Annotated in this window: 24 protein-coding genes, 1 tRNA gene and 1 pseudogene; 13 read left to right on the top strand and 13 right to left on the bottom strand. The window is 67.7% G+C overall.

Features of this window, described 5'->3' with window-relative positions; all coding sequences use genetic code 11:
- Positions 1-6: 6 nt before the first annotated feature.
- Positions 7-1,242: a sugar ABC transporter substrate-binding protein gene (locus GFD30_RS08815; protein ID WP_153024827.1), complete on the bottom strand. Its 1,236-nt coding sequence runs from the start codon at positions 1,240-1,242 to the stop codon at positions 7-9.
- Between the two features lie 152 nt (positions 1,243-1,394).
- On the opposite strand from GFD30_RS08815, the gene GFD30_RS08810 reads away from it, so the two are divergent.
- Entirely contained in the window at positions 1,395-2,396 is a 1,002-nt protein-coding gene (locus GFD30_RS08810) for a LacI family DNA-binding transcriptional regulator (protein WP_153024826.1), read from the top strand.
- Positions 2,397-2,409: 13 nt separating this feature from the next.
- Entirely contained in the window at positions 2,410-3,972 is a 1,563-nt protein-coding gene (locus GFD30_RS08805) for a glycoside hydrolase family 13 protein (RefSeq protein ID WP_153024825.1), read from the top strand.
- Between the two features lie 260 nt (positions 3,973-4,232).
- Here the strand turns inward: GFD30_RS08805 and fbaA are convergent, their stop codons facing one another.
- Positions 4,233-5,255, bottom strand: a complete 1,023-nt coding sequence (gene fbaA, locus GFD30_RS08800; RefSeq protein WP_153024824.1) for a class II fructose-bisphosphate aldolase — start codon at positions 5,253-5,255, stop codon at positions 4,233-4,235.
- Positions 5,256-5,441: 186 nt separating this feature from the next.
- Here fbaA and GFD30_RS08795 point away from each other — a divergent pair, with 186 nt between their 5' ends.
- Positions 5,442-5,642, top strand: coding sequence for a hypothetical protein (locus tag GFD30_RS08795; RefSeq protein ID WP_153024823.1), 201 nt, complete (start codon positions 5,442-5,444; stop codon positions 5,640-5,642).
- A gap of 62 nt (positions 5,643-5,704) precedes the next feature.
- On the opposite strand, the gene GFD30_RS08790 is transcribed toward GFD30_RS08795, so the two are convergent.
- Positions 5,705-7,789 (bottom strand): S9 family peptidase, encoded by a 2,085-nt coding sequence (locus GFD30_RS08790; RefSeq protein ID WP_153024822.1) that lies wholly within the window; start codon positions 7,787-7,789, stop codon positions 5,705-5,707.
- Between the two features lie 150 nt (positions 7,790-7,939).
- On the opposite strand from GFD30_RS08790, the gene GFD30_RS27520 reads away from it, so the two are divergent.
- Positions 7,940-8,965 (top strand): ATP-binding cassette domain-containing protein, encoded by a 1,026-nt coding sequence (locus GFD30_RS27520; protein ID WP_153024821.1) that lies wholly within the window; start codon positions 7,940-7,942, stop codon positions 8,963-8,965.
- Positions 8,962-10,836 carry a YhgE/Pip family protein gene (locus tag GFD30_RS08780; RefSeq protein WP_153024820.1) on the top strand — a complete coding sequence of 625 codons (1,875 nt, stop codon included), beginning with the start codon at positions 8,962-8,964 and terminating at the stop codon, positions 10,834-10,836. Before GFD30_RS27520 ends, GFD30_RS08780 begins: the two co-directional genes overlap by 4 nt.
- Before the next feature lie 64 nt (positions 10,837-10,900).
- Here GFD30_RS08780 and GFD30_RS08775 read toward each other — a convergent pair whose 3' ends face one another.
- Positions 10,901-11,650 (bottom strand): TetR/AcrR family transcriptional regulator C-terminal domain-containing protein, encoded by a 750-nt coding sequence (locus GFD30_RS08775; RefSeq protein WP_322633080.1) that lies wholly within the window; start codon positions 11,648-11,650, stop codon positions 10,901-10,903.
- A gap of 90 nt (positions 11,651-11,740) precedes the next feature.
- On the opposite strand from GFD30_RS08775, the pseudogene GFD30_RS08770 reads away from it, so the two are divergent.
- Positions 11,741-12,112, top strand: a pseudogene (locus tag GFD30_RS08770) (VOC family protein); the annotation flags it as partial.
- A 463-nt stretch (positions 12,113-12,575) separates the two neighbouring features.
- On the opposite strand, the gene GFD30_RS08765 reads toward GFD30_RS08770, so the two are convergent.
- Positions 12,576-13,823, bottom strand: a complete 1,248-nt coding sequence (locus tag GFD30_RS08765; RefSeq protein ID WP_322633079.1) for a glycoside hydrolase family 27 protein — start codon at positions 13,821-13,823, stop codon at positions 12,576-12,578.
- A 271-nt stretch (positions 13,824-14,094) separates the two neighbouring features.
- On the opposite strand from GFD30_RS08765, the gene GFD30_RS08760 reads away from it, so the two are divergent.
- Positions 14,095-14,168, top strand: a tRNA-Phe gene (locus GFD30_RS08760).
- A gap of 168 nt (positions 14,169-14,336) precedes the next feature.
- Here GFD30_RS08760 and GFD30_RS08755 read toward each other — a convergent pair.
- The 3 genes from GFD30_RS08755 to GFD30_RS08745 all read right to left on the bottom strand — a co-directional run bounded on the left by GFD30_RS08755 (position 14,337) and on the right by GFD30_RS08745 (position 17,761).
- Positions 14,337-15,845, bottom strand: coding sequence for a hypothetical protein (locus tag GFD30_RS08755; protein WP_153024818.1), 1,509 nt, complete (start codon positions 15,843-15,845; stop codon positions 14,337-14,339).
- A 129-nt stretch (positions 15,846-15,974) separates the two neighbouring features.
- Positions 15,975-17,228 (bottom strand): hypothetical protein, encoded by a 1,254-nt coding sequence (locus tag GFD30_RS08750; protein ID WP_153024817.1) that lies wholly within the window; start codon positions 17,226-17,228, stop codon positions 15,975-15,977.
- A 320-nt stretch (positions 17,229-17,548) separates the two neighbouring features.
- Positions 17,549-17,761, bottom strand: coding sequence for a hypothetical protein (locus tag GFD30_RS08745; protein WP_153024816.1), 213 nt, complete (start codon positions 17,759-17,761; stop codon positions 17,549-17,551).
- A gap of 106 nt (positions 17,762-17,867) precedes the next feature.
- On the opposite strand from GFD30_RS08745, the gene GFD30_RS08740 reads away from it, so the two are divergent.
- Genes GFD30_RS08740 through GFD30_RS08730 form a run of 3 tightly spaced genes read left to right on the top strand, consistent with a single transcriptional unit; the run spans position 17,868 to position 21,093 of the window.
- Positions 17,868-19,085 carry an AlbA family DNA-binding domain-containing protein gene (locus tag GFD30_RS08740; RefSeq protein ID WP_153024815.1) on the top strand — a complete coding sequence of 406 codons (1,218 nt, stop codon included), beginning with the start codon at positions 17,868-17,870 and terminating at the stop codon, positions 19,083-19,085.
- A gap of 50 nt (positions 19,086-19,135) precedes the next feature.
- Positions 19,136-20,131, top strand: a complete 996-nt coding sequence (locus GFD30_RS08735) for a hypothetical protein (protein ID WP_153024814.1) — start codon at positions 19,136-19,138, stop codon at positions 20,129-20,131.
- Positions 20,131-21,093, top strand: a complete 963-nt coding sequence (locus tag GFD30_RS08730; protein ID WP_153024813.1) for a fatty acid desaturase family protein — start codon at positions 20,131-20,133, stop codon at positions 21,091-21,093. The genes GFD30_RS08735 and GFD30_RS08730 overlap by 1 nt, the downstream gene beginning before the upstream one ends.
- Positions 21,094-21,117: 24 nt before the next feature.
- On the opposite strand, the gene GFD30_RS08725 is transcribed toward GFD30_RS08730, so the two are convergent.
- From GFD30_RS08725 to GFD30_RS26220, 4 genes are all read right to left on the bottom strand, one after another.
- Positions 21,118-21,924 carry a SigB/SigF/SigG family RNA polymerase sigma factor gene (locus tag GFD30_RS08725; protein WP_153024812.1) on the bottom strand — a complete coding sequence of 269 codons (807 nt, stop codon included), beginning with the start codon at positions 21,922-21,924 and terminating at the stop codon, positions 21,118-21,120.
- 243 nt (positions 21,925-22,167) lie between these two features.
- Positions 22,168-22,587 carry a hypothetical protein gene (locus tag GFD30_RS08720; RefSeq protein WP_153024811.1) on the bottom strand — a complete coding sequence of 140 codons (420 nt, stop codon included), beginning with the start codon at positions 22,585-22,587 and terminating at the stop codon, positions 22,168-22,170.
- Positions 22,529-22,852, bottom strand: coding sequence for a hypothetical protein (locus tag GFD30_RS08715; protein ID WP_153024810.1), 324 nt, complete (start codon positions 22,850-22,852; stop codon positions 22,529-22,531). The genes GFD30_RS08720 and GFD30_RS08715 overlap by 59 nt, the downstream gene beginning before the upstream one ends.
- Positions 22,853-22,936: 84 nt before the next feature.
- On the bottom strand, positions 22,937-23,101 hold the full coding sequence (locus GFD30_RS26220; RefSeq protein ID WP_181245995.1) for a hypothetical protein: 165 nt from the start codon (positions 23,099-23,101) through the stop codon (positions 22,937-22,939).
- Positions 23,102-23,315: 214 nt separating this feature from the next.
- Here GFD30_RS26220 and GFD30_RS08710 point away from each other — a divergent pair, with 214 nt between their 5' ends.
- Positions 23,316-24,029, top strand: a complete 714-nt coding sequence (locus GFD30_RS08710) for a transposase family protein (RefSeq protein WP_153024809.1) — start codon at positions 23,316-23,318, stop codon at positions 24,027-24,029.
- On the opposite strand, the gene GFD30_RS08705 is transcribed toward GFD30_RS08710, so the two are convergent.
- Positions 24,009-24,842: a transposase family protein gene (locus GFD30_RS08705; protein ID WP_153024808.1), complete on the bottom strand. Its 834-nt coding sequence runs from the start codon at positions 24,840-24,842 to the stop codon at positions 24,009-24,011. The two genes, GFD30_RS08710 and GFD30_RS08705, sit on opposite strands and share 21 nt — an antisense overlap.
- A gap of 193 nt (positions 24,843-25,035) precedes the next feature.
- Between GFD30_RS08705 and GFD30_RS08700 the strand changes: the two genes are divergently transcribed.
- A complete protein-coding gene (locus tag GFD30_RS08700; protein WP_153024807.1) occupies positions 25,036-25,680 on the top strand; it encodes a tetratricopeptide repeat protein in 645 nt (214 codons plus the stop codon).
- An 18-nt stretch (positions 25,681-25,698) separates the two neighbouring features.
- A partial coding sequence (locus GFD30_RS08695; protein ID WP_153024806.1) for a transposase occupies positions 25,699-25,878 on the top strand: 180 nt, incomplete at its 3' end.

Here is a 25,878-nt window from a genome sequence, read left to right as displayed (position 1 = left end):
GGGTGATCAGCCGGCGACGGCGTCGCGGATGGACTGCGCGGCGGTGGTCGCGGCGGCCTCGCCGGTGGAGACGCCGTCGATGGCGTCGGCCTCGGCGCGGCCGAAGGGCTCCCAGACGGCGTTCATCGCGGGGATGTTCGGCATCGGGACGGCGTTCTCGCCGGCGGCGGCGAAGCCCTGGACGTCGGCGTTGTCGGCGGAGAAGGCCTCGGCGGCGGCGGTGAGCGCCGGGAGGCGGCCGCCGGCTTCGGCGAGCTTGAGCTGGAGGTCCTCGGTCAGGACGTAGTTGGTGACGAACTCCTGGGCGAACACCGCGTTCTGCGCCGCCGAGGAGATGTAGAAGCCCTGGACGCCGAGGAACGGCGAGGCCGGGCCCTGGCCCTCGAAGCCGGGGATGGCGGTGACCTCGTAGTTGAGGCCCGCGCCCTGGACGTCGGTGAGCGCCCACGGCCCGGAGATCATGAAGGCGGTCTTGCCGTCGACGAAGAACGGGATGGTGTTCGTGGCGTCGATGGTGGTCTTGAGGACGCCCGCGGCGCCGAGTTCGGCGAACTTCTCGAACGCGGCGATGCCGCCGGGGGAGTCCACGCCGACGTCGTTCGGGTCGAGGTTGCCGGCGCCGTCGTCCTTGAACAGGTAGCCGCCCATGGACGCGAACAGCGGGTAGGCGGAGTAGGCGTTGCCGTCGACGCCGACCTCCATGGTGAGGACCTCGTCGGTGCCGGCGGCCTGGCCGGCGGTGACGAGCTCCTCGAAGGTGGCGGGGGCGTCGGGGGCGAGGTCGGTGTTGCGGATCAGGCCCAGGTTCTCGACCGCGTAGGGGACGCCGTACAGGTTGCCGTCCACGGTGAACGCCTTGACGGCGGTCTCGTTCAGGGCGCCGGACTGGTCGGCGCTGAGGGCGATGGGCGTGATGACGCCGTCGGCGGCGAACTGGCCGGACCAGTCGTGCGCGCCCACGACGATGTCGGGGCCCTGGCCCTGCTGGGCGGCGGTGACGAAGTCCTCGCGAAGGGTCTCCACGTGCTCTTCGACGGTGACCTTCACGCCGACGGTCGACTCGAAGTCCTTGACGAACTCCTTGAGGACGGGCGTGCGGGTCTCGTCGGCCCAGATCACGAGCTCCCCGGAGAACTCCGGGGTCTCCTCGGCGCCGTTGTCGCCGTCGTCGGAGCCGCAGGCGGCGGCCGCGCCGAGGGCGGCGGCGGAGACGGCGGTGATTCCCAGGGTCCTTCTGCGCATGTCTTCTTCTCCTCATTGAGGGGCCCCGGGGCGGGGGCCGCTGGTCCGGGGACTCGCGTCCCGACTACCGAGAACATTAGCAAGATGTTTCAGAACCAGGAAAGCCTTGCAACCAAACTGTTGCCAAGTTTCAGATACGCTAGGCTGTCATCATGCGGCTTCGACTCTCCGACATCGCCCGGCAGGCCGGGGTCAGTGAGGCAACGGTGTCCCGGGTGCTCAACGACAAGCCCGGCGTGGGTCAGCAGACCCGACAGTCCGTCCTCACCGCCCTCGACGTGCTGGGCTACGAACGCCCCCAGGCGCTCCGCAAGCACGCCATCGGCCTCATCGGCCTCGTCGTGCCCGAGCTCGAGAACCCGATCTTCCCGCTCTACGCGCAGACGATCTCGAACGTCCTGGCCGGTTCGGGCTACACTCCGGTGCTCTGCACCCAGACCCCCGGCGGCGTCTCCGAGGACGAGTTCGTCGAGATGCTCCGCGAGAGGGCGGTTGCCGGCATCATCTTCGTCTCAGGGCTCCACGCGGACACCACCGCGAGCACCGCACGGTACCAAGAGCTCAAGGACAAGCGCCTCCCGGTGGCCTTCGTCACCGGCCACCCGGAGGGCGTCGAAGCCGCGTCGTTCTCCTGCGACGACACCGTCGCCGCCCGCATCGCCGTCGAGCACCTCGCCGGGCTCGGCCACACCCGGATCGGCCTCGTCTCCGGCCCCGACCGGTACTGGCCCGTGCGCCGCAAGATCTCCGGCTACCGCGCCGCCATGCAGGGCGTCGGACCCGAGCTCATCGAACTCACCCTCTTCGGCGAGCAGGGCGGCCACGCCGCCGCCTCCCGCCTCATCGACCGCGGCGCCACCAGCGTCGTCTGCGGCTCCGACATGATGGCCCTCGGCGCGATCCGCGCCGCCGAAGAGCGCGGCCTCACCGTCCCGCAAGACTTTTCAGTCGTCGGCTACGACGACTCGCCCCTCATCGCCCACACCAACCCCCCGCTCACGACCGTGCGGCAGCCGGTGCGCGACATCGCCACCGCCGCCGCACGCGCCCTGCTCGACGAGATCGCCGGGCAGCCCACGCCGTCGTCGGAATACCTGTTCCGGCCCGAACTCGTCGTACGCGGTTCCACCGGTGCGGCACCCCGAGAAGACTGAAGGGAACTCACCGATGAGCGAACACTGGTGGCGCGACGCGGTCATCTACCAGGTGTACCCGCGTTCGTTCGCCGACGCGAACGGCGACGGCATGGGCGATCTGGAGGGCATCCGCTCCCGCATCCCCTACCTCGCGCGGCTCGGCGTCGACGCCATCTGGCTGTCGCCGTTCTACGCCTCGCCGCAGAAGGACGCCGGCTACGACGTGTCGGACTACCGAATGATCGACCCGCGCTTCGGCGACCTCGGCGACTTCGACCGGATGCTCGCCGACGCCCACGCCGCCGGCATCCGCCTCATCGTCGACCTCGTCCCGAACCACACCTCCTCGGCGCACGAGTGGTTCCAGGCCGCGCTGGCCGCGGCCCCCGGCTCGCCGGAGCGGGCGCGCTACCACTTCCGCGACGTCGACCCGGCCGACCCGGACACGCCGCCGAACAACTGGCAGTCGATCTTCGGCGGCCCCGCGTGGACGAAGACCGCGGACGGCGCCCAGTGGTACCTGCACCTGTTCGACTCCTCGCAGCCGGACCTGAACTGGGACAACCCCGAGGTCCACGCCGAGTTCCAGTCGGTCCTGCGGTTCTGGCTCGACCGGGGCGTCGACGGGTTCCGCATCGACGTCGCGCACGGCATGGTCAAGGCCGAGGGCCTCCCGGACACCGGCGGCGACGGCACGATCGAGATGATCGGCACCACGCAGGCCCCGTTCTTCGACCAGGACGGCGTCCACGACATCTACCGCACGTGGCGCCCGATCATCGAGGAGTACGACGGGGACCGCATCTTCGTCGCCGAGGCGTGGACAGACTCGGCCGAGCGCCGCTCGCTCTACCTGCGGCCCGACGAGCTGCACCAGGCGTTCAACTTCGACCTCGTGCTCGCGCCGTTCCAGGCCGCGGACTTCCGCAAGGCCATCGACTCCGAGATCGCGAACAACGCCGGCGTCGGGGCCCCGTGCACGTGGGTCCTGTCGAACCACGACGTGCAGCGCCACGTCACCCGCTACGGCGGCGGCGAGCGCGGCCTGGCCCGCGCGAAGGCCGCCACCCAGCTCCTGCTCTCGCTCCCCGGGGTCGTGTACGTCTACCAGGGCGAGGAGCTGGGCCTGAACGAGGTCCTCGACCTCCCCGCGGAGGTCCGCGAGGACCCGGCGTTCTTCCGCACGAACGGCGAGCAGATCGGCCGCGACGGCTGCCGCGTCCCGCTCCCGTGGCGGCGCGAGGGCGTCTCGCTCGGCTTCGGCCCGGCGGGCGAGCCGTGGCTGCCGCAGCCGGCCGACTGGTCCGGGCTGTCGGCCGAGGCCCAGGACGGCGCCGCCGGCTCGACCCTCGAGTTCTACCGGGCCGCGATCAGCCTGCGCAAGGAGCTGCGCGCCGGCGTCACCGGCCTGACCTGGCTCGACGACCCGGGCGACAACGCCTTCGCCTTCGACAACGGCGCCCTCGTCACGGTCGTGAACTTCAGCGACGACCCGGTCCCGGTGGCCGGCTACGGCACCGAGGTGCTCCTGGCGAGCGCCGACCTCGTCGACGGCAACCTTCCCGGCGGCGCGGCGGTCTGGTTCAAGAAGTAACGCAAGCGAAAGCAAGGGGCGGCGGGCCGAAGGCCCGCCGCCCCTCTCGTCTCTGAGGCAGCGGAGGGCCTGCCGGTCCTGCATCTCTACCGGCTCGAGGCGGGCGAATACCATCTGGTGAGTGAGCAATACGGCCGCGTGGTCCTCGACGAACCGATCAGGGTCAACGCCAAGCTCGAAGGCAACTGGTAATCGAAGTAAAACCGAAGGGCCCGGCCGCAACGCGGCCGGGCCCTCTCGTTTCGCCTTGCGGCGCAGTCTTACTTGATCTTGTTGCCCGCGGAGCGGAGCTGCTGGCAGGCCTCGATGATGCGGGCGGCCATGCCGGCCTCGGCGAGCTTGCCGTAGGCGCGCGGGTCGTACGCCTTCTTGTTGCCGACCTCGCCCTCGACCTTGAGCACGCCGTCGTAGTTCTTGAAGATGTGGTCGACGATCGGACGCGTGAACGCGTACTGGGTGTCGGTGTCGATGTTCATCTTGATGACGCCGTAGTCGACGGCGTCGGAGATCTCCTGCGCGGTCGAGCCGGAGCCGCCGTGGAAGACCAGGTCGAACGGCTTGTCCTTGCCGGTGTCCTTGCCGATCTCGTCCTGGATCTCCTTGAGGATCTCCGGGCGCAGGTGCACGTTGCCGGGCTTGTAGACGCCGTGCACGTTGCCGAAGGTCAGGGCCGTCATGTAGCGGCCGTTCTCGCCGGAGCCGAGGGCCTCGACGGTGGCGCGCGCGTCGGCGACGGTGGTGTAGAGCTTCTCGTTGATCTCGGCTTCGACGCCGTCCTCTTCGCCGCCGACCACGCCGATCTCGACCTCGAGGACCACGCGGGCCTTGGAGGTGCGGGCCAGGAGCTCCTGGGCGATCTGGAGGTTCTCGTCGAGCGGCACGGCCGAGCCGTCCCACATGTGCGACTGGAAGAGGGGTTCCTCGCCGCGGGCGACGCGCTCTTCGCTGATGGCCAGCAGCGGGCGGACGAAGCCGTCGAGGTGGTTCTTCGGGCAGTGGTCGGTGTGGAGGGCGACCTTGACCGGGTAGTTCTTGGCGATCTCGTGCGCGGCGGCGGCGAGCGCGACGGCGCCGGTGACCTTGTTCTTGATCGTCGGGCCGGAGAGGTACTCGGCGCCGCCGGTCGAGACCTGGACGATGCCGTCGGACTCGGCCTCGGCGAACGCGGCCAGGGCGGCGTTGAGCGTCTGGGTCGAGGTGACGTTGATGGCCGGGTAGGCGAAGGAGCCGGCCTTCGCCCGATCGAGCATCTCGTTGTATTCCTCGGGTGTTGCGATAGGCATGCTGCCTGCTCCTTAGACAAGTCGTTGATTGCTCCCCGACCGGGGGCCAGACCCAGACGCCGCTGTCTGATGGCCTCGAGACTATTGCTTCGAGGTGAAGTATTGCCCACGAACATGTGAAGGCGTAACTCAGGCTACCTGGTGGTTCGCTGGCCGGACCGGGCCCTCGCCACTACGGTGGAGTATATGAATTATCAGCAGGAATGGGCGGACGACTTCGAGGAGTTGTCCGAGTTCGACCTGGCCGACTCCGCCGAACCCGAAGGCGAGGGCGATCCGGAGGCGCCGGTCTCGGACCCGGACGTGCCCGACGAAGCCGATCCCGCGGACGCGGCCGAGCAGCTGCAGGAGATCCCGATCGACGAGGACGACGAGTCCCCGGTCTGACGGGTGGGACGAGACGGGGCCCGGCCGGTTCGTACCGGCCGGGCCCCTGTGCATCTCCGTCCTTACGCCGTACCCAGACGGTCGAGGATCCATGCGAGGTTGAACGCCTCTTCCTCCCAGGCGTCGTACCGCCCGGACCGGCCGCCGTGGCCGGCCTCCATCTCGGTCTTGAGCAGCACGTCGGACTGCGGGCTCTCGTGACGGAGCTTCGCGATCCACTTCGCGGGCTCGTGGAAGCCGACGCGGGTGTCGTTGAGGCTGGTGACCGCCAGGATCGGCGGGTAGGTGTCGCCGGTGACGTTCTCGTACGGCGAGTACGACTTCATGTAGGCGTACACCTCGGGCGACTCGAGCGGGTTGCCCCACTCCTCCCATTCGATCACCGTGAGCGGCATGGTCGGGTCGAGGATCGTGTTGAGCGCGTCGACGAACGGGACGTCGGCGAGGATGCCGGCGAACCGCTCGGGGGCGAGGTTCGCGACGGCGCCCATGAGGAGGCCGCCGGCGGAGCCGCCGCGGGCGACGATCCGGTCGGCCCAGCCGACGTCGACGAGGTGGTTCGCGCAGTCCACGAAGTCGGTGAACGTGTGCTTCTTCTGGAGCAGCTTGCCCTGCTCGTACCACTGCCGGCCCATCTCGCCGCCGCCGCGGACGTGCGCGATCGCGAAGACCACGCCGCGGTCGAGGAGGCTCAGGCGCGCGATGGAGAAGTACGGGTCGATGGAGTGCTCGTAGGAGCCGTACCCGTACAGCAGGCACGGCGCGGTCCCGTCGGCTTCGACGCCGGCCTTGGCGACGATGGAGATCGGGACCTTCGTGCCGTCGGCGGCGGTGGCCCATTCGCGGTACTGGACGTAGTCGGCGGGGTCGAAGTCGCCGAGCACCGGGGTGCGCTTGCGCAGGTGCAGCTCGGCGTCGTCGATGTCGTAGTCGTAGACCGACGACGGCGTCACCAGCGAGGTGTAGCTGAGGCGGATCTGCCGCGACTCGTAGTCGGGGTTCTCGCCCAGGCCGACGGAGTAGATCGGCTCGTCGAACTGGATCTCGGTGAGGTTCGCGTCGCCGCCGGCTCCGCCTTCCAAGATGGCGACCTGCGAGAGCCCGGCCCGGCGCATGGAGACGACGACGTGGTCCCGGAACGCGTCGGCCGACTCGAGTCGGACGGCCTCGTCGTGGGGGATGACCTCGTGGAACCGGGTGGTGTCCTCGACGGGCGTCCACCCGAGCGTGAAGTTCTCGGCGTTGCGGTTGTGCAGCACCCAGAACCGGTCGCCCTGGTGGTCGACGGAGAGCTCGACGCCCTGCTCGCGGCCGTTGCCGAACACGGTGAACTCGCCGGTCGGGTCGGCGGCGTCGAGGTAGCGGACCTCGGTGGTGATCTTCGAGCCGGAGACGATGAACAGGTACCGCTCGGAGCGGGTCAGGTCGATCCCGGTCCAGAACCGCTCGTCGACCTCCTGGTAGACCAGCACGTCCTTGTCCTCGTGCTCGCCGAGGACGTGCCGCCACACCTGGTACGGCCGCCACGCGTCGTCCACTTTGGTGTAGAAGAACACGGAGCCGTCGAGGGACCACGAGCCGCCGTAGAAGACGTTCGGGATGTCGTCGGGGAAGTCCTCGCCGGTGCGCAGGTCCCTGAAGCGCAGCGTGAAGCGCTCGTCGCCGGAGTAGTTGACCGCGTAGGCGAGCAGGTTCCCGTCGGGGGAGACGTCGCAGGTCCCCAGGGAGAAGAAGTCGTGGCCCTCGGCGAGCTCGTTGCCGTCGACGAGGATCTCCTCGCCCTCGACGGCCACGCCGGCCTCGACCTGGGGCGGGGTGTCGCCGGCGGCCTTGACGCGGCACTGGATGCCGTACTGCTTGCCCTCTTCGGTGCGCCCGTAGTACCACCAGCCGCGCTTGCGGACGGGGACGGAGAGGTCGGTCTCCTGGGTGCGGCCCTTGATCTCGCCGAAGATCGCCTTGCGGAGCCCGGCGAGGTGCGCGGTGCGCGATTCGGTGTAGGCGTTCTCGGCCCGGAGGTAGTCGAGCGTCTCGGGGTCCTCGGGGTTCTTCAGCCAGGCGTACGGGTCGTCGACGGTGTCGCCGTGGTGGGTTCGCGCGTGTTCGCGGCGGGGTGCCGCGGGTTTCGCGGGTTGCGTTTCCGACATGCCTCAACTGTAAGGGCCCGGCGCGGGCAGCGCCGGTCACAGCGCGCCCGCCTCCAGTCGATCATAAGTTACCCGTGAGTAACATATCTGGAGTCTGAATCCCATGAAAACGCCCGAACCAGGGCGCACCGGCCTGTGAGGATAGTGTCCATGAGCGACAGGAGCGACGACGGCGGAGCCGTGCCCGAAACGTCCGTGCGCGGCGGCGAGCCCGAGATCACCGAACCCGCAACCGAATCGACCACCACCCGAGCCGTCCCGGCCCCCGCACCCGGGCCCGCGCCGATCGCACATCCGCGCGAAGGCGCCCCCGCCCCCAGGCCGCTCCCCGACGCCGAGCGCACCGCCCCGCCCCGCGAGACCGGACCGGCCCCGGCCCCGCCCGAGCCCGAACCGGCCATGCCGGGGACCGGACCCGACCTGCCGCCCCTGGCAGAGACCGACCCGACCGCCGCCCTGCCCCCGCTCCCCGACGCCGAACGCGCCGCCCTGCTCGAACACCCCAACTGCCGGCCCTTCCTCGAAGCCCAGGGCCTCACCGCCACCGGCCGCCAAGGCCCCGTCTTCACCGACGTCACCCTCACCGCCCAACTCGGCCAGGTCGTCGCCGTCACCGGCGACGGCGGCGACGGCCGCTCCTCCCTCCTCCTCGCCCTCACCGGCCGCTTCCGGCCCGTCTCCGGCACCCTCCGCGTCGACGGGCAGACCCGCCCCTCCCAGATCCGCCGCCGCTTCACCATCGCCCAAGCCGGACCCCACATCCGCTTCGCCGACTACCACACCGTCGCCGCCTGCATCAAAGAGACGATCACCGTCACCGGCGGCGCCGCCACCGCCGCCAACATCCACGCCTGGCTCGACCGCCTCGCCGTCGGCGTCGACACCGGCGACACCTTCGGATTCCTCCCCCGCATCGACCAGATCCGCTTCACCATCGCCTGCGCCGCCGCGAGCCGCGCCCCCGCCATCGCCGTCGACGACGCCGACACCGGCCTCGACATCAGCGGCGCCGAACGCGTCTTCGAAGCCCTCCGCACCGTCGCCGACGCCGGCCAGCTCGTCATCGCCGCCTGCACCCGCACCGGACCGCCCGCCGACACCGTCATCGACCTCCGCGGCCACGACACCCACCAGCACACCAACCCCCAACTCGAGCACGCCGGAGGCCACCAGTGAGCACCATCATCCTGAGCCCGTTCAGACTCGCCGCCGCCGAACTCCGACGCTTCCGCGGCCACCCCCTCCGCAGCCTCGCGCTCGCCGCCATCGTCCTCATCCCGCTCGTCTACGGCGGCCTCTACCTCTGGTTCGCCTGGAACCCCTACGGCAGGCTCGACCACATGCCCGTCGCCGTCGTCAACGAAGACCAGGGCGCCACCGTCACCACCGACGGCGAGACCACCGCCATCAACGGCGGCGACCAGCTCGTCGACCAGCTCAAAGCCGACCGCATCTTCGACTGGCGGTTCACCACCGCCGCCGAAGCCGCCCGCGGCCTCGACGACGGCGACTACTACATGGTCATCACCGTCCCCGAGGACTTCTCCGCCCGCCTCGCCAGCCTCTCCGGCACCGACCCCGAACAGGCCACCGTCGAATTCGACCTCAACGACGCCAACGGCTACGTCGCCGGCATCATGGCCTCCACCGCCGAAGCCGAACTCCGCAACCAGATCAACACCGCCGTCTACGTCACCTTCGCCACCACCATCTTCGGCGACCTCACCGACCTCAACCAGGGCCTCACCGACGCCGCCGGCGGCGCCGGCGACCTCACCGACGGCCTCGCCACCGCCCAGGCCGGCGCCGCCGGCCTCGAAACCGGACTCGGCGACCTCACCACCGGCGCCCAGCAGGTCGCCGACGGCGCCGACCAGGTCAGCGACGGCGTCGACCAGGCCGTCGGCACCGCCCAGCCCGTCGTCCAGACCCTCGCCGACAACTGGGACCGGATCCAGACCGGCGCCTCCAGCGCCGCCGACCTCGCCGACCGCGCCGACACCGACCTCGCCGCCGCCTACGACGCCCTCTGCACCGCCGACCCCGACGCCGACCCCGCCGCCTGCACCGCGCTCCAAAGCTTCATCACCGACGCCGACCAGGCCAACAGCGACATCCAAGCCGCCGACGACCGGATCCAGGCCACCACCACCGACACCCTCGACCAGGCCTCCGCCGACCTCACCGCCCTCCAGACCGGCGCCGCCGACGTCGCCGACGGCGCCTCCCAGGTCGCCGCCGCGGCCGCCACCGCCGAAACCGGCGCCGCCGACCTCCACGACGGCCTCACCGACCTCCACGACGGCGCCGGCACCCTCGCCGCGAGCCTCGCCACCGCCGCCGAATCCGTCCCCAGCACCAACCCCGCCGAAGACGCCGACAACGCCGAGGCCTACGGCAGTCCCGTCGCCATCAGCGAGGACAACCTCAACCCCGCCGACACCTACGGACGCGGCCTCGCCCCGTTCTTCATCGCGATCGCTCTGTGGGTCTTCGGACTCATGGCCTACCTCGTCCTCTCCACGGCCAACCAGCGCGCCCTCGCCGGACCCCTCCGCTCCGTCCCGATCGCCCTCGGCGGCTGGCTCCCCGCCGCCTTCCTCGGCGTCCTGTCCGCGGCCGCCCTCTACCTCGCGATCGACCTCGGCCTCGGCCTCGACCCCGCGAACGCCCTCGACACGATCGGATTCTCGATCCTCGTCATCCTCACGTTCTCCGCCATGGCGCACCTGTGCAAACTCGCCTTCGGCACCGCCGGCAGCCTCCTCCTCGTGGTCCTCCTCATGCTCCAGCTCACCAGCGCCGGCGGACTGTACCCGGTCGAGACCACGCCCGGGTTCTTCCAGGCCCTCCATCCGCTGCTCCCGATGAGCTACGTCGTCGACGCCCTCCGCGTCACCATCAGCGGCGGCGACACCGCGGCCCTCACCCGGGCCCTGATCGTCCTCGCCGCCTACCTGGTGGGCGCGCTCGCGCTCTCGTCGCTGGTCGTCGCCGGCAGGCGACGGTGGAAGCCCGACAGCCTGAACGAACCGCTGCGGGTCTGAACCGGCGCCCGCGGACAGGCCGACGCCGGGGCTCCCCGGGACACGCTCCGGGAGCGCGTCCCGGTCACCGCTCGATGAGCGGCGCCAACCCGTCCAGCGTCCGCTCCAACCCGAACGCGAACGCATGGTCCGCGTCGTACGCCGCGTCGTGCGCCTCCCCGGCGGCCTGCCCGACCCGCACCGCGGTCGGGAACCGCTCGGGGTCGAGCACCTTCGCGAGCAGCGGCCCGTTGGCCTCCCACCACTCCTGGTCACTCATCGCGCTGGCGGCGCGCTCGGCGTCGGCCTGGGCCGCGTCTTGGGCGGCGATGCGCACGAACCCCAGCAGGTGCGCGAGGACGTCGTCCATTTCGACGTCGCCGAGTCCCAGCCCTTCGAGCGCTTGCAGCTCGTGCTCGTACTTCGCGCACTGCCCGGGCCCGAGCGGCGGCCGGCTCGGCGATGCGGCGGCCGCCCACGGGTGGGCCCGGTAGAGCGCGTAGTTGTCCTGGGCGACCGCGGCCAGCCGCTCGCGCCAGGGCCGCCCTCCGACCTCGGTGCGCTCCATGGAGATGAACAGGAAGTCGAGCATGAGCGCGACGAGCTCGGTCTTGCCGGGCACGTAGGTGTACAGCGTCATCGGCGCCTTCCCCAGCTCCTGCGCCAACCGCCGCACGGTGAGGGCTTCGAGCCCTTCGCGATCGGCGAGTTCGACCGCGGCGGCGACCACCGCATCGACGGTCAACCCCTTCCGCGGCCCGCGGCCGGCCTCTGGGGCGGCCCTCCACAGCAGTTCGAGCAGATTCGGCTTCGGAGTCTCAGTGGCACTAGTCACGCGTAAATCCTATCCAGAAAACTTGTACATCGTACGACGTACTAAGTACAATATACAGCGTACGAAGAAACGACCTCGCTAGGAGCGCTCATGCGAATCACCTCGTCCGCCGTCTCGCTCAACGTCGCCGACCCGACCGCCTCCGCCGAGTTCCTCAAGCGCCACTACGGCTTCACCGAGGACATGGCCGCTGACGGGTTCATCTCCCTTTCCCGCCCCGACGCGGGCTTCAACGTCATCTTCCTGCGAACGGGCCTGCCGACTTTCAAGCCCGAAAGCGCGAAAGGCCATGCCGACGGCCTCCTCCTCGCCTTCGTCGTCGACGACATCGACGCCGAGTACGAACGCATCCAGGCCGAGGGCGTCGAGATCACCACTCCCATCGAGACCGAGGAATGGGGCGAGCGCTACTTCCAGACCGCCGACCCCAACGGCGTCATCATCCAGCTCGTCCAGTGGATGACCGACCCCGAAACTCCTGCCGCGTTATCCACACCCACGCCACCAGGCAAAATAATCGATACTCACGAAGTTATCCACAGGCGTGGAATCGCTCCTGTACACGGGTTGTCTGATCTGTGATCGTTAGTAGCAAAAACGCCTTCCTCCTGGTGGTGGTTGGAGGAGGAGGGAGGTGGTGCCGGTTCTGGCAGGACTGGCGGCGAATGTGGGATACCCCGGGGGCCGCCCCCGAAGACCGCGCGGGAGTGCACTCCCGCGCGGCTCCTGCCAGAACACCTCGCGAGGAACAAGACGCGGGCGCGTCGGCGACCAGCCGACGCGCCCGCACCGACAAACCGAGACCACCGATAACCCAAGCCCGATTCACGAGACAGAACTGACCAACGACGCGGCCTGGCCGCAGCACCGGCCCACGGCGCCGAGCCGGCGCCCGATCGAAACGGGACAACCCCGCGGGGCGAACCTAGGAAAGCCGGAACAACGCCGAGCTGTGCGGTTGGAGCTTCACCCGCAGGTGGTCGCCGGGCACGATGTCCGAGCGGTTCCAGCAGTCCCGCACCTCCGCGGGCTGGGACACGCCCAGAGCTGACCAGGGAAGTTCCAGCTCGGCGGCTTCTTGGCCACGGTTGAAGACGGCGGCGAAGGCGCCGTCTTCGGAGGCCCATGCGAGGTGCTTGCCCTCGCGCCAGACTTCGCGGGCGCCGACGGGGTGGCGCTGCGCAGCCAGGACTTCGGGGTTGGTCAGGAGTTCGATCGTTTCAGCGCTGGATCCCGGCAGGTCGGCGCCGACCATGAGCGGGGAGCGGGCGATGCACCAGAGGGTGAGCATCGTGCGCTGCTCGTCGGGCGACAAGAGACTCTCGCGGGGTTCGCCGACTTCGGCCCGGATGCCCATGCGGCCCAAAGGGAGCATGTCGGCGTCCGGCCAGTGGCCGGGTCCGGCGTGCGGGGCCCATTCGCGGAGGAGGTCGAACTGGGCGTTGATGTCGCGCCAGCGGTCCCAGAGGTCGGCGGAGATCCGCCACAGGTGCGAGTGGGCCTTGAGGTGCTCGGCGCGCGCGGTGGAGAGGTTCATGCCGGGGGAGAGGCTCAGGAGGATGTCGCGGTCGGCGCGGTCGATCGCGTGCCAGAACGCCTCGACCTCATCCTCCCAGTAGGGGGCGATCATGTCGTCGGCCTTGACGTAGTCCACGCCCCAGTCGGCGAACTGGCGGATCAGGGAGTCGTAGTACGCCTGGCCGCCCGGGTGCGAGTGGTCGATGCCCCAGTTGTCGTCCACCCAGGAGGAGAGCCGCTCGCGGTCGGGGATCTGCGCCGCCGAGTACTCGCTGCCCTTGATCGGGGTGTCGGCCGCGACCGCCTGGCGGGGGACGCCGCGGAGGATGTGGACGCCGAACTTGAGGCCGAGCGAGTGCACGTGGTCGGCGAGGGGCTTGAACCCCGCGCCGCCCGCGGCCGAGGGGAACCGGTTCGGGGCCGGCTGCGGCAGGCCGTACTCGTTGAGGACCAGCTTGGTACCCGAGTTGTAACCGCCCGCCCGAGCCGCCGGGTCGTACCACTGGATGTCCACGACGACGTACTCCCAGCCGTACTGGGCCATGTGCTCGGCCATGAACTCGGCGTTCGCACGGGTCTCGGCCTCGGTGACCGAGGTCCCGAACACATCCCACGAATTCCAGCCCATCGGCGGGGTGGCAGCGAGTCGGGTCACGAAAACCTCCTCGGGGGTAGGGTGCCCTGTACGCTACTCGCGCCCGCCGACGGCTTCCACTGCCCCTTCGGAAGGGTTGCGGCGCTTCGACTTGGTTCAACGGGGCTCGCGCCGACCCGTCGAGGGGAGGCCCCCGGCGGGCAAGTGCCTGATCGGGCGCCGCGCCCGGTGTGCCGAGGGGGCGGGCGTCACGTTCTCCGCAATACCAGTTCGGTGGCCCGACCGGGGATGTTGTACAGTGTTCACGGCAACGCGCGCGTTGTGTACGTCTGGCCAGGTAGCTCAGTTGGTACGAGCGTCCGCCTGAAAAGCGGAAGGTCGCCGGTTCGACCCCGGCCCTGGCCACCCTCATCACCAGGCGAAACACCCCGTCTACCAGGAACAACACTGGAAGGCGGGGTTTCCTCTTGTCCGGCTCCGATCGGCTGTACCCGGTGAAATCCGGCCCGTTTCCGGCCCCACAGCGGCCCAGGCATTTCGGTCAAATCATATTAATCGGTCAAAACGGTCATTTCAAACGTGAGGGTGCCACCTGCTGAAGGATGATTTTTCGGCCTGAAGCTGAAGCATCATCATCAGAGCGGGATCCAGGTACTCGGACTGAGCAGAACGGAGCTGATTTCTTTGCCGCACAGAGGAATCGGACTCTTCCGGATGGGGTGCCAGTTGCTCGGCGGTGAACACGGGGGCAGCGGGCATGGTCGGCAGGGCCCGGAGCGGATCGATCTCGGCGGCATGGCTCCGGGCCCATTCGAGCCACTCAGCGGCTGATTCCAGCTCCGGGGCGGCGGGATCGGCCGCCGCGATCTGCTCCTCGAAAGCATCGCAGTATGCCGAAATCGCCCGCATACGCTCGAATGCTGACACCTGCTGGTACAACGTCTCGGCGTAGAAGTGCCGCAACGCCTTCGAATGAGCGTCCGTTTCGGCCTTCTCGCGGGCGCGCTGCCGCTCGGCGGCCTCCTGTTCCTCGATCGCAGCGCGCTCACGGTCTTCAGCCGCACGAGTAGCGAGGCCATCGATGACTTCGGGCAGGCGATCCTCCAGCGTGCCCGTCTTGCGGTCAGCCCAACGGCATCTACTGCCCGACCTTGTATGGGGCAGCTCGATCTTGAGCGACTGCGATTTGACCGCATCGAGCGTCTGCGGAAACTCCTGATCGATCGTGACCCGGTAGGAGTACCCCTCGACGACCACCCAGATCCAGCCTTCACGGTGCTCTGACTGTCGGCGGATGCCGCTGTAGTGCAGCTCGGCCCCGGCCGAGCGATCCCGGACTTGCCAGCCGCGTTCTTCGGCGGCCGCGGCGAGCGCCTGCAACAGCAGTAGGGCCCGGTGCCGGAGCTGCTTCGGCATGGCGAGCTTCCCGGCATCGTCGCGGAGCCGGGCTACGGCCAGGTGCAGGCGGTCCAGCCGCTGCGGCACCGGCACCGGCGCCAGGGCCGCAGCGCTCTTGCGGGCGGCATTGGGATGGACGCTGGCCACGAGCGCGATGACCAAGCCGCCGCGTCCGGCCTTGGTGCACTCGATGAACTCGCCCTCAGGCACCAGCTCGTACCGCTTTGCATAGTGGATGGTCTTGCGCCAATGTTCGCGCTCGGACTCATTCGGACTCGGGACGACGATCCTGCGCTCCCGGACCAGCTGCTCGACCAGCGACAGCGCCTCCTGGCGGCGAGCCCCTGGGACGGCAGGACGCATTCTCGCGCTTGGTCCCGGATTCGACTCCGCATCCGCGTCGAGCACACGCCGCTGCTGCCTCGGCGGCGACCCGAGTTCAGATGCCCGCGTCGTGTCCCCAGGTTGGGCGCCGTCCCGATCGAGGAAGTCCCGGCCGGCCTCAGTGATCGTCGCCTGCCACTTCCCGCCAGTCCTGCGAACCGTCACCAGGCCACGGGAAGCAAGCGAGCGAGCCGAGATCCGCAGACCCACCCGATCATCCCCGCTGAGATCATCACCATCCCCGATCAACCGCAACGACGCGCGCTGGCGCTCGTTCAGCGGGGGTGACGTTCGCGCCATCGAGACTCCTCAAACTCGCCGGAAGCAGAAGAGCCCAGGCTCGCAGCTCGCTCAGCCTGCGGGCGTCTTTCATTGCCCGCGTGTCGAGAAGCCCTGCAGCAACCTCTAAACCTCGCGTGTTCCGCTGCGCTAGTTGTCGGCAGAGAAGAATTGTCTCGGCGTCCACAGCGTGACGTACCAGTCGGTGTCAGGAGTACCGGGCACGCTGATGGTGCCGTGCGCATCATGGTTGCTGAACCGGATGCGCAGGAGTCCGTCGTCGCCGTTCACCGCTGCCGCAGCTTCGGCGTCGGCGCAGTACGGGCGGTTGTAGTCGACCGAAGTGAGCGCCCAGTGGTTGAGGACAAGGTCCTCGCTGAGCGTGTCCTTGATCATCTGAATGGCCAGTCTCGTACCCATTCTCTGGACGTCTTTAGGGGGAAGAAATGCCATGACCTTGCCCCACTGGCGACGTTCCCAGGCTTCGAGCAGTGCGCGGGCCCGAGAGGTGACGGGGTCCTGGTCGAAGGTCGGGGCATCCGCAGTCAGGCGCCGTGCCGCAAATCCCTCCTTGTATCGGGAGCGCCGTCCAAGCTCCTGGAGTCCCTGGATTGCTTCAGGCCATCCGGCTTGGGGCTCAGGGGGTTCTGCTGCTTTCGTTGTGGCGGTGGCCCAGTCGGCGACGGCGAAGAGCATGTTCCATGTCTTTGTCGCAACTACGACGTTGTTGAAGTTCACAACGGTGCCGTGGACGATCCCGTGCCGGAACACTTCGAAGACCTCTTCGTCGACCCGTCGCTTCTTCGAGGTGTTGAAGGTCTTCAGCACATGGGTCAGGCCCATGTGGTGTCCCACCACGCTGTCCCAGGCCGTCATGTCCTCCGCGTCCCGAGCATGGAGCCCCTTGCGCACCGCTGGTTGGAAGTCGTTGACGAATCCGTCCATGACCGCGATCAAGTGCAGGGTGCAGCTGTCGAACTGTCTGTCCTCGTAATGATTGAGCGCCTGCCTGAGTTGTCGCATCCGGACCTGGAATCCCGGCTGCCGATTCAGTGTCGAGATCCACCATCTGAGTGTCCGGTGGTCCTGATACAGCGCGATAAAGCGCTCCTCCGCCTCGGCCGCATCCGCGGATTCGTCCAGCAGCAAGCGAACTTTCTTGGTGCTCAGCAGGGCATGGAAGATCCAGTTCCGCGCGCCGAGCTGTTCGTAGAAGTCGTCAACGGTACTGACGAGATGGTCCAGAAGTTGCTGATGCTCGGCGGCTTTGGCTCTCAGCTCGGAAGAGAACAGCGAGAGGGCCTTCATACCAAGCAGCTGCTGCGAGAGCTGTTGAAACGTCGGCAGATCCCGGACCGAACCGTACGGTGTCGGTGAGGGGCTCATGGGATGAGAGGTGGCCATAGACCATGCTAGTTCTTCTGGTTGTGTTCGTGCGGAGTCGATTCCTGCGGATGTCAGCGCTCAGGTGAGGACTGGGTTGAGATCGTGAGCGAATGAGGGTACTGGGGCCCGGGCTGTGGGGGCAAGGCGAGCAGCCACCCTGGGAACTGGCCTCCCCACGTGGTGCTCGATCGACCTCAACATTGACTCTCAGTCGGTCAGTGAGTCTTTCCAGGCGACCCCACGCAGTACGGCATCAGTCTGTCGAGCGTGAAGACGAACCTGCGAGAAGCCGGAGCGAAGAAGTACTCGGTACGATCTAGATGACCGGCGGCGGGCGCTCACGACCATGGGCGCCCGCCGTCCTCCTCCTGTTCCTGTTCCTGCCAGACTCCTGAGCCGCGGCCCGGACTGCCGGAGCGCTCGGCCTCGGCGGCGAGAGCCTCCACCTGAGCCGGGCCCATCAGATCGAGCAGGATCTGCGCGATCTGATGGGGATCGATTTCCTCGCGCTGGTCGCCGGCGACCCGGACCCGCAACTGCTTCCTCGGCATGTGCATCCCCATTCTCTTTGATCGAGCGAGGGGCACTCCTGACCCAGAACTATCGCCGCAACTTCGCGCCTGTCGGGCTGCGACACGTCGCGGCGAAGGACGAGGCTTGGGTGCTGTCGTACTGCCCTGCTACAACCGTTGGATGGATGGCGTCGCGCGTCCCACGCGCTATCAGCACATGAGCACGGAGGCTGAAGTTTTGCTTGCCGCGGGCGAGTCCGCGGGGATCGAGTACAAGCGCGAAGCCAAAGCGGTCAAGTCAGCGACGTTGGCGGCGTTGGCGAACTGGGTCGCACTCGACCCCTCCCGCGAAGTCGCTCACCTGCTCGTGGGCGTGGAAGAGGTGACTGACCGGGTAACCGGTTTGACCTCTGGCGTCGTGTACGGCTTGTCGAACGGACTCGACCAGTCGGTGGCGCAGATTCTGGATGCATCAAGCACCATCTGTCCGATTCCGGTGGAGCTGTTCGTCGTGGAGGAGGCCGTGAACGAGGAGCACCCGTTTCTACGAGTCGAGGTGCGGCCCGCCACAGCACCGCACCACGACGGGCAAGGACGACGGCAAACGCGGCAGGGCCGGTCCACGAGAGCCATGACGGACGACGAGCTGCTCCGGGTCTATCTCGACCGCGAAGCCGGCTCGTTCGCCACCAGGTTCCGCCATACCACCACCGAGCTGCGTGAGGCCGTCGGCGCTGTGGGGTCCCAGGTCGACCAGATCGCCGAGGCTATCGAGCGCAACATCGGCGGCCCGCTGGAGGAGCTGACGGCCACGGCGCACCGTGCCGTCTCCGCCGCCGAGGACGCCGAGTCCGCCGCGATGAGCGCCGGATCGGCGGCCAACATGGTGGAGGACGGCGTGACCAAGGTCGAACGGATGGTCCGTGATCTGAGCGAGGTCGTCGACGAACTCCAGGACGACTCACTCGACGCCCTCGTCTCGCGTGTCTTTCACCTCCGGAGGCGAGTGTGGTGGGTGTTCTCCCTCGACACCTCGAAGCGATCCTCGGCCGCTGCCGAGCGCCTGACCATGTGGATGCACCAGCAGCTCTCAGGTGACATCTCACCCGAAGCCGCACGCAACTCGTGGGAACTGCAAGTGTGGGACCAGCTCCTGGCCCAGCGGAAACAGCAGAAGGGCGCGAGAGGCACCCTGAAGTGGTGGACTGCCGCAGCTGCGGAGATCAAGGGCTACCTCAAATCCCCCGCCTTCCAAGGCCCCGAACTCCCCGACCTGCGCGCAGAGCTGAACGGCGACATCAACGAAGCCTTTGGCAACCCCGAGAGCCTCACCCGTGAGTTCTACGACTCGCTGCAGCGCTGACCGGGCCACACGACCATCACCACGACTCACCCGCACAGGAGCACTCAACCGTGACCGCACCCCAGGACCAGCCCCTGACTCCGCCGCGTCTCACCACTGAGTACGTTGAGGCGATCCTCGACCGCGTCCGGGACTACGCTCTCTGCTCGGACCTGCGCATGTACGCCTGGGCCCGGCGCAGGCGCGCCGAAAATGCAGGCGAAGACCCGGCAGCGATCGAATACAAGAAGTCCGTCGAGCGGTACAAGACCGAGGACGCCGAAGACGCCTTCGAAGCGCTGCAGGAGTTCCTGAACAAATTGACCACGGGCCAGCCTCCGGCACTGGCTGATGACAATGAGGAGCCCATCACAGACTCCCTTCGTGAGCAATTCGCGCGCACCGATTCGGCCGTCGCCGAGCGGGGCGTCCCCGACGACGTCCTGGCGCCCCTCGCGGCGGTCGGCGTGGTCGTCTCCGCGTGGCGCAACACGCTCGAGCCCTGGCACTACCTGTTCACCGACGCGCAGATGTCGTGGATGAGCCTGATCGCCACCCGCGACATCGCACCGCACATGAACCCCGCCACCAATACCCCCGACTTCACCGCCATCGAGCAGGTCCTGTGTGACGGCGACCGTCTCGTCCTCCCCGGAATCCCCGCACATGACGTGCTCGGCCCGGCCTGGCCCTCAATTGCCACCCGCATCGCCGCCCACGTCCGGCGTTACCAGGAGGACGAGTACACAACGAGAGTGCTCGCCAACTGGGGAGGCATGGCCGGCTCCCGCTGGTGGGGACGCCCGGAAGCTCATGCAAAAGGCTCTTTCGAGGGCATCGTTGTCGCCGTGTCCTGTGACATAATGAAGGGGATAGGTTTGAGAGCGCGTATCGTCACTGGCGAGGAGATAGTGCCGTGGCTGATGCCTCAGCGCGGGTTTTCAAGGGCTCAGCTCACCTTCCAGCGGGAGGGTCGGGGGCGGCTCCTTCGGAGGACGCGCCGGGTCCGCGGGCGGGCGGCAGCGACTTCGCCGAACTCTCGCGCAGGGTTCGAGTGGCAGGTCTGATGCGCCGTCGCCCCGGCTACTACACGCTCCGGTTCGCACTCGTCGGTGCCGTGTTCGCCGCCGCCTGGACGGCTTTCACCCTCATCGGCGACACCTGGTTCCAGATGTTCACGGCGGTGTTCTTGGCCCTGGTCAGTGCCCAGGTGGCGCTGCTGGGCCACGACCTGGCACACCGCCAGATCATCCGCAGCCGCGCCGCCACCGAGCGCGTCGGCTGGCTTACCGGGAACCTCGCCAACGGCATGGGCTACGGCTGGTGGACCGACAAGCACAACCGCCACCACGCCAACCCCAACCACGAGGAGCTCGACCCCGACGTCTCCCCGGGCCTGTTCGTGTGGTCGAAGCGCCAGGCGCGCGCGGCCCAGGGCCTGAGCCGGTTCGTCGTCAAGTACGAGGCGCAGCTGTTTTTCCCGGCCCTGCTGTTCGAGGGCTTCAACCTCAACTGGTCGGGCATCAGATCGATCTTCAAAGCGGGCCTGAAGCACCGCAGCTGGGAGGCCGCGTTCCTTGCAGCGCACTTCGTCGTCTACCTCTCGGCGGTGTTCCTGGTGCTCTCACCTGGCAAGGCGATCGTGTTCATCGTGGTGCACAAAGCGGCCTGGGGCCTGTACATGGGCTCGGTGTTCGCGCCGAATCACAAGGGCATGCCGACCCTCGTCGGTGACACCGAGCTGGACTACCTGCGAAAGCAAGTGCTGACCTCCCGCAACGTCAAGGGCGGCTGGTTCACCGACGTCGCCCTCGGCGGCCTGAACTACCAGATCGAGCACCACCTCTTCCCTGCCATGCCGTCGGTCCACCTGGCACGGGCGCGGCCGATCGTCGAGAAGTTCTGCGCTGAGAAGGGCATCCCCTACAGCGCGACCGGCCTCATCCAGTCCTGGCGCGAGGCCCTGACCCAGCTGCACCGCAACGGCGAACCCCTGCGCCATCCGCACACTCGCGCCACGGCGGGTTGAGCGACTCGGACGACCGGCAGGCGGTCAGACCCTGCGCTCGCGCTCCTGCGGTGCGGCGAGCATGTGCCCGCGAAGCTCCAGGAGTGTGCTCCTGAGCAGCCGGGAGACGTGCATCTGCGAGATGCCGATCTCGGTTCCGATCTGGGATTGCGTCCTGCCGCCGAAGAACCGCAGCGAGAGGATCCGGCGCTCGCGGTCGGGCAGGGCCCGCAGGAGCGGGAGCAGGGACTCGAGGTCGTCGACCGACCCGAGCGCGAGGTCGTCGGCCCCGATGGCCTCGGCTGGCGGAAGGCCGCCGGAGGGCGACGGCTGGTCGAGGGAGACCGACCGGAACGAATGGATCGCCTGCAGCCCTTCGCGTACTGCGGTCTCGGGGATGCCCAGCCGCTCGGCGAGGTCGGCGGGGGTGGCCGGTCGGCCCAGTGTTTGGGAGAGGTGGGCGTCGGCGGTGTTGATCGCCATGCGCAGTTCTTGGAGGCGGCGCGGCAGGCGCACCGGCCAGGCGGTGTCGCGGAAGTAGCGGCGGACCTCTCCCATGACCGTCGGCACGGCAAAGGAGAGGAAGTCGACACCCCGTAAGGGGTCGAAGCGGTCGACGGCGTGGATGAGGCCGACGTTGGCGACCTGGACCAGGTCGTCCATACCCACGCCGCGGCCCGCGTAGCGACGGGCGATGTTGGTGGCGAGCGGCAGGTACCCGGTGATGATCCGGCCGCGCAGGCCCTCCCGCCGGAAGTCGTTGTCGGTGAGCACGGCTATCTGTTCGAACAAGGGCGCGAGTTCCCCGAATGCGTTGTCGCGGCCTTGTCTGCTGGAGTCTTGGGGCGCCATATGAGGCCACCGTCCTGCATCGGTTCGGCTGGCAAACCGGTGTGCCCGGTTTGGGATCGGCCGGGCGTGGAGTCCCGGGCTGGGTGTAGTGGTTTCGGCCCGGTGAGCGGGCGTTACTCACGGGGCAGGTGTCGGAGGGCCCTCATGCTGACATCCGCGGTGCGGTTCGGCGCTCTTCTTGCCGGGGACGGCGAAGGTCCATCACGAGCAACAACGCTGCGTATTCAGACTCTACCGATTCGGTCACGATGCTGCGGAAGTTGCCGTCGGTCGTTCCCCTGCGTTCGCGGACAGCGCAGGTCTCAACAGCCCAGGCGATGCTCGGCTGCCGTCCGCCAGGGTCCACCAGCGGTCGATCACGGCCGACGCGGCGCGGAACGACCGGTGGGAACCGAGGTGCTGGGCGTGAGGCCCGAACGCCTGGTGCGTGTCCTTGAAGGCGGCGACGTACCCGGCGAACTCGCCGTCGATCGTAGCCGCATAGAGGTCGGCAGCCACATGCTTCCAGACGAGCGATGGCAGCGCGGCGCGGACGGGGTTCGGAGGCTCTGGAGTCGCAAGGTTCATCACTTGAGCGGACGCCGACAGGCGCCAAGCGATCGGGTCAGCGCCACAGTCGTCGCGCCGCGGCCTTGCCACGATCGGGCATTCCGGCAGCGGCATGCGCGAGAGCATCCTTGGCGTCCTCGGCCCTGGCCACGACTCGTCCGAGGAACGACTTCGATCTTCGCCTACGGTTGAGCTCCACCCCGATGAGGGCGACCACCGCGATGCCGACCGCGACCGACCCCGCGAGGAAGGGCAGCACCGACCGGAGGAGGCTCCTCTCGCCGTGATCGTCACCGGGTCCGTCATCGCGCCAGTCCTTCTCATGCATTTGCTCGGCAAGGGTTCCCGGGGGCTTCGCCGGTGTGATCGCTGCGTTCATGACCGTGTCCTCCTCTTGATGGTGGTGGAGGCATGCCCGTTCGCGGCGGAGCGAAACCCCACCCTTGCCGAGCGAAGCCGACGATCAGGCCGTGCTGCGGCCAGCGCGTCGTCTGATGAGTCCGAAGACGATGGTGCCGATGAACAGTACGATGCCGACGGCAGCCAGCCAGAGCAGGCCCTCGATGGCGAAGCCGACGATCGCGAGCAGGACCCAGACGACGATGAGAATCCATAGAACTGTACCCATACTTCGATCATACGCCCGAAAAAGATTCAACCGACCAATACATGAGTAAATTCTGTGATAGCGGTGTGTATGGCCTCAAACATCGCGGACCGCGTTCATCAATGGACGGCAGAACCCGCATAGAGCCTGATGCAGACTCGTTCGGGTGATCCCGTGTCCGGGATGGGCTGGTAGGCACCGAAAGCGGCAGCGGGCGTGTGGATCGCTCGAGGTTGTGAGCACTCAAGGAATCAAGGAACGGCCGCTGCCGCGATTCGAGCATAGGACCGGCCTCGACTACGAGCAACTGCTGTACCTCGAACGCGAAGTCGCCGCCCGGATCGGCTCCTGGCAGCCGGCCACCGGACGCCGCAAGGCACTCGACCTGTTCGAAGCGATCATCCTTACCCTGGTCTACCTGCGCCACAACACCATCCAGGCCGCTATAGGCGAACAAGCGCGCGTCTCCCAGGCAACGGTCTCGCGCTACATCGAGACGCTCGAGCCGGTGGTCTCGTGCTGCCTCGACCGCCTCGCGATCGACCTGCAGGCCCGCGCCGCCCGATCGGACCTGGTCGTCGACGGGTTCCTCATCCCCACCCGCGACCTCACCTCGCCGAAGGGACTTTTCTCCGGCAAGCGCGGTGCGCCGGGCCTGAACGCGCAGGTCGTCTGCGACCTGCACGGGCGCCCGGTCGACGCTGGAAGCCTGCTGCCCGGCTCGGCCCACGACGCCCGCGCCTTCCGCGAATCAGGCCTGGCCAAGACCTACGAGCACCACCTGACCGGCAACGGCCCCAGCATGATCGGCGACTGCGGCTATATCGGCGTCGTGCCGCTCACCCCGGTCAAGAAACCGGAGTACCGCGAACTCTCCAGATGTACCGGCGTCACTCGAAAGAGGCTTTTGCATGAACTTTCCGGAAGCTTATGCAAAAGCCGCTTGTGAGTGATGCCGGTACATCTGGAGTTTGAGCACGGTCTGTAGTGTCCGGTCTGCCTTCGACAACGGCCGACGGTAACCGGTGGCGAGTACCCTCCAAGAGCGCAGATGCGCAATCCCCTGCTCGACCACCCAGCGGCGCCGGTTGACCGTCCGGTTGAACAGCAGCTCGGTGGCAGTCAGCTCGCGATACTCCGGCTTGCGGTACGGGGTCAGTGGCACCACGCCGATATAGCCCAGGTCGCCGATCAGGCTCGGGCCTTCCCCGGTCGTGTGAATCTCGTAGGCCTTCGCCAGTCCCGATTCCTTGAACGCCTTCGCATCGTGGACCGAGCCGACCACAATCCGCCCGCCATCGACCACCCGCCCACGCAGATCGGTGATGACCTGCACGTTCAAGCCAGGACACAGCCGCTTTCCGGAGAACAGCCCCGTTGGGGCGGAGAGGTCGCGGGTTGGAATGAGGAATCCATCGACTACAAGGTCGGAGCGGAGGGCCTGCTCACGCAGGTCCAACGCCAACTGATCGAGGCAGGTTGAGACCACCGGCTCCAGCGCCTCCACATAGCGTGAAACCGTTGCCTGCGAGACCCGCGACTGCTCACCGAGTGCGGCTTGGATGGTGTTGTGCCGCAAGTAGGCGAGACAGACCACGATCGCGTCGAACAGCTCCAAGGCCTTACGGCGGCCAGTGTTTGGCTGCCAGGACCCGATCCGGGTGCAGACCTCCCGCTCCAACAACAGTAGTTGCTCGGTATCCAGGCCGGTCCTATGCTCGAAACGCGGCAGCGGTCGCTCTTTGATGCCTTCGGTCGTCACAACCTCAAGGAATCCACGAGCCCACCGCCGCTCACTATCCGTAATCGTGACAAGGACGACACGGCTTCACCCGAATGAGGCTTCACTACCAGGTTCCGCCTTCATCATCGGCCTGGCGACTCGTCACGGCGCACTGGTTTGGGGCTGGAACATCCGCGGGACCGGTCCCGGCCGGAGCATGTGACGATGGGTCATGACGCTTTTCAGGCGAAACGATCCGACCGCCATGTTCCAACGCGCCCACGACCTCTGGGGGCGCGGCAAGATCAGTCGGGCCACCGCGATATACCGACGGGTCATCGACTCTGGTGATCCCGACGCTGCCGCCGAGGCTGGAATCAAACTCGCCATCATGCTCAAGCATGAGGGCGACTTGACGGGAGCCGAAAATGCCTATCGTGCTGTGATGGACCTCGATGTGCCAGAGCGCGCACCGGTGGCAGCGTTTCTGCTTACGGGGGTGCTTCAGGCCACCGGTCGATACCGCGAAGCGATCTCCGTCTATAAGCGCGTGATTGCCTCCAACCACGAAGACATGGCCCCGAAGGCACTACTCGCCTTGGCAGAGCTCTTCCGGTACGACCTGCCTCCTGACGAGCGCAACTTGAAACGAGCTGCGGGTCTCCTTCAACGCGCCATTGATACCGGTCACCCTGACACAACGCCAAAGGCCATGGTCTCCCTGGCGGAGCTCCGCGCAACGGATAACCCGAAAGCCGCTGCCACGTTGTACCAACGCGCCATCAACAGTGAACACGCAGAAGCCGCGCCGGTGGCTCGCCAACAGTTGCGCGAGTTGAGAGTGAGGTGTAACAAGGATGTTGGACACGGATCCTGATTTGAGAGGATCGTGTCCATGCCCGCGAAGCGCCGGAAGTTCAGCCCGCAGTTCAAGGCGGAGGCTGTGCAGATGGTCGTCCAGACCGGTCGAACGGTCGCCGAGGTCGCGCGCGATCTCGGCATCAACTCGACGACCCTGGGCAACTGGGTCAACACCTGGAAAGACGAACACCCCGAAGCACAACCCGAGGAAACA

The sequence above is a fragment of the Glycomyces albidus genome (genome assembly GCF_009451885.1).
Taxonomy (GTDB): Bacteria; Actinomycetota; Actinomycetes; order Mycobacteriales; family Micromonosporaceae; genus Glycomyces; species Glycomyces albidus.
Note: the sequence above shows the minus strand (reverse complement) of the source record. Positions and strands in the feature narration are given on the sequence as shown.

What these genes read in the sequence shown, in the direction of transcription:
- GFD30_RS08815 (WP_153024827.1), bottom strand. Translation starts at nt 1,242, where the DNA reads ATGCGCAGAAGGACCCTGGGAATCACCGCCGTCTCCGCCGCCGCCCTC.
- GFD30_RS08810 (WP_153024826.1), top strand. Translation starts at nt 1,395, where the DNA reads ATGCGGCTTCGACTCTCCGACATCGCCCGGCAGGCCGGGGTCAGTGAG.
- GFD30_RS08805 (WP_153024825.1), top strand. Translation starts at nt 2,410, where the DNA reads ATGAGCGAACACTGGTGGCGCGACGCGGTCATCTACCAGGTGTACCCG.
- fbaA (WP_153024824.1), bottom strand. Translation starts at nt 5,255, where the DNA reads ATGCCTATCGCAACACCCGAGGAATACAACGAGATGCTCGATCGGGCG.
- GFD30_RS08795 (WP_153024823.1), top strand. Translation starts at nt 5,442, where the DNA reads ATGAATTATCAGCAGGAATGGGCGGACGACTTCGAGGAGTTGTCCGAG.
- GFD30_RS08790 (WP_153024822.1), bottom strand. Translation starts at nt 7,789, where the DNA reads ATGTCGGAAACGCAACCCGCGAAACCCGCGGCACCCCGCCGCGAACAC.
- GFD30_RS27520 (WP_153024821.1), top strand. Translation starts at nt 7,940, where the DNA reads ATGAGCGACAGGAGCGACGACGGCGGAGCCGTGCCCGAAACGTCCGTG.
- GFD30_RS08755 (WP_153024818.1), bottom strand. Translation starts at nt 15,845, where the DNA reads ATGGCGCGAACGTCACCCCCGCTGAACGAGCGCCAGCGCGCGTCGTTG.
- GFD30_RS08750 (WP_153024817.1), bottom strand. Translation starts at nt 17,228, where the DNA reads ATGGCCACCTCTCATCCCATGAGCCCCTCACCGACACCGTACGGTTCG.
- GFD30_RS08745 (WP_153024816.1), bottom strand. Translation starts at nt 17,761, where the DNA reads ATGCCGAGGAAGCAGTTGCGGGTCCGGGTCGCCGGCGACCAGCGCGAG.
- GFD30_RS08730 (WP_153024813.1), top strand. Translation starts at nt 20,131, where the DNA reads ATGCGCCGTCGCCCCGGCTACTACACGCTCCGGTTCGCACTCGTCGGT.
- GFD30_RS08725 (WP_153024812.1), bottom strand. Translation starts at nt 21,924, where the DNA reads ATGGCGCCCCAAGACTCCAGCAGACAAGGCCGCGACAACGCATTCGGG.
- GFD30_RS08720 (WP_153024811.1), bottom strand. Translation starts at nt 22,587, where the DNA reads ATGCCGCTGCCGGAATGCCCGATCGTGGCAAGGCCGCGGCGCGACGAC.
- GFD30_RS08715 (WP_153024810.1), bottom strand. Translation starts at nt 22,852, where the DNA reads ATGAACGCAGCGATCACACCGGCGAAGCCCCCGGGAACCCTTGCCGAG.
- GFD30_RS26220 (WP_181245995.1), bottom strand. Translation starts at nt 23,101, where the DNA reads ATGGGTACAGTTCTATGGATTCTCATCGTCGTCTGGGTCCTGCTCGCG.
- GFD30_RS08700 (WP_153024807.1), top strand. Translation starts at nt 25,036, where the DNA reads ATGACGCTTTTCAGGCGAAACGATCCGACCGCCATGTTCCAACGCGCC.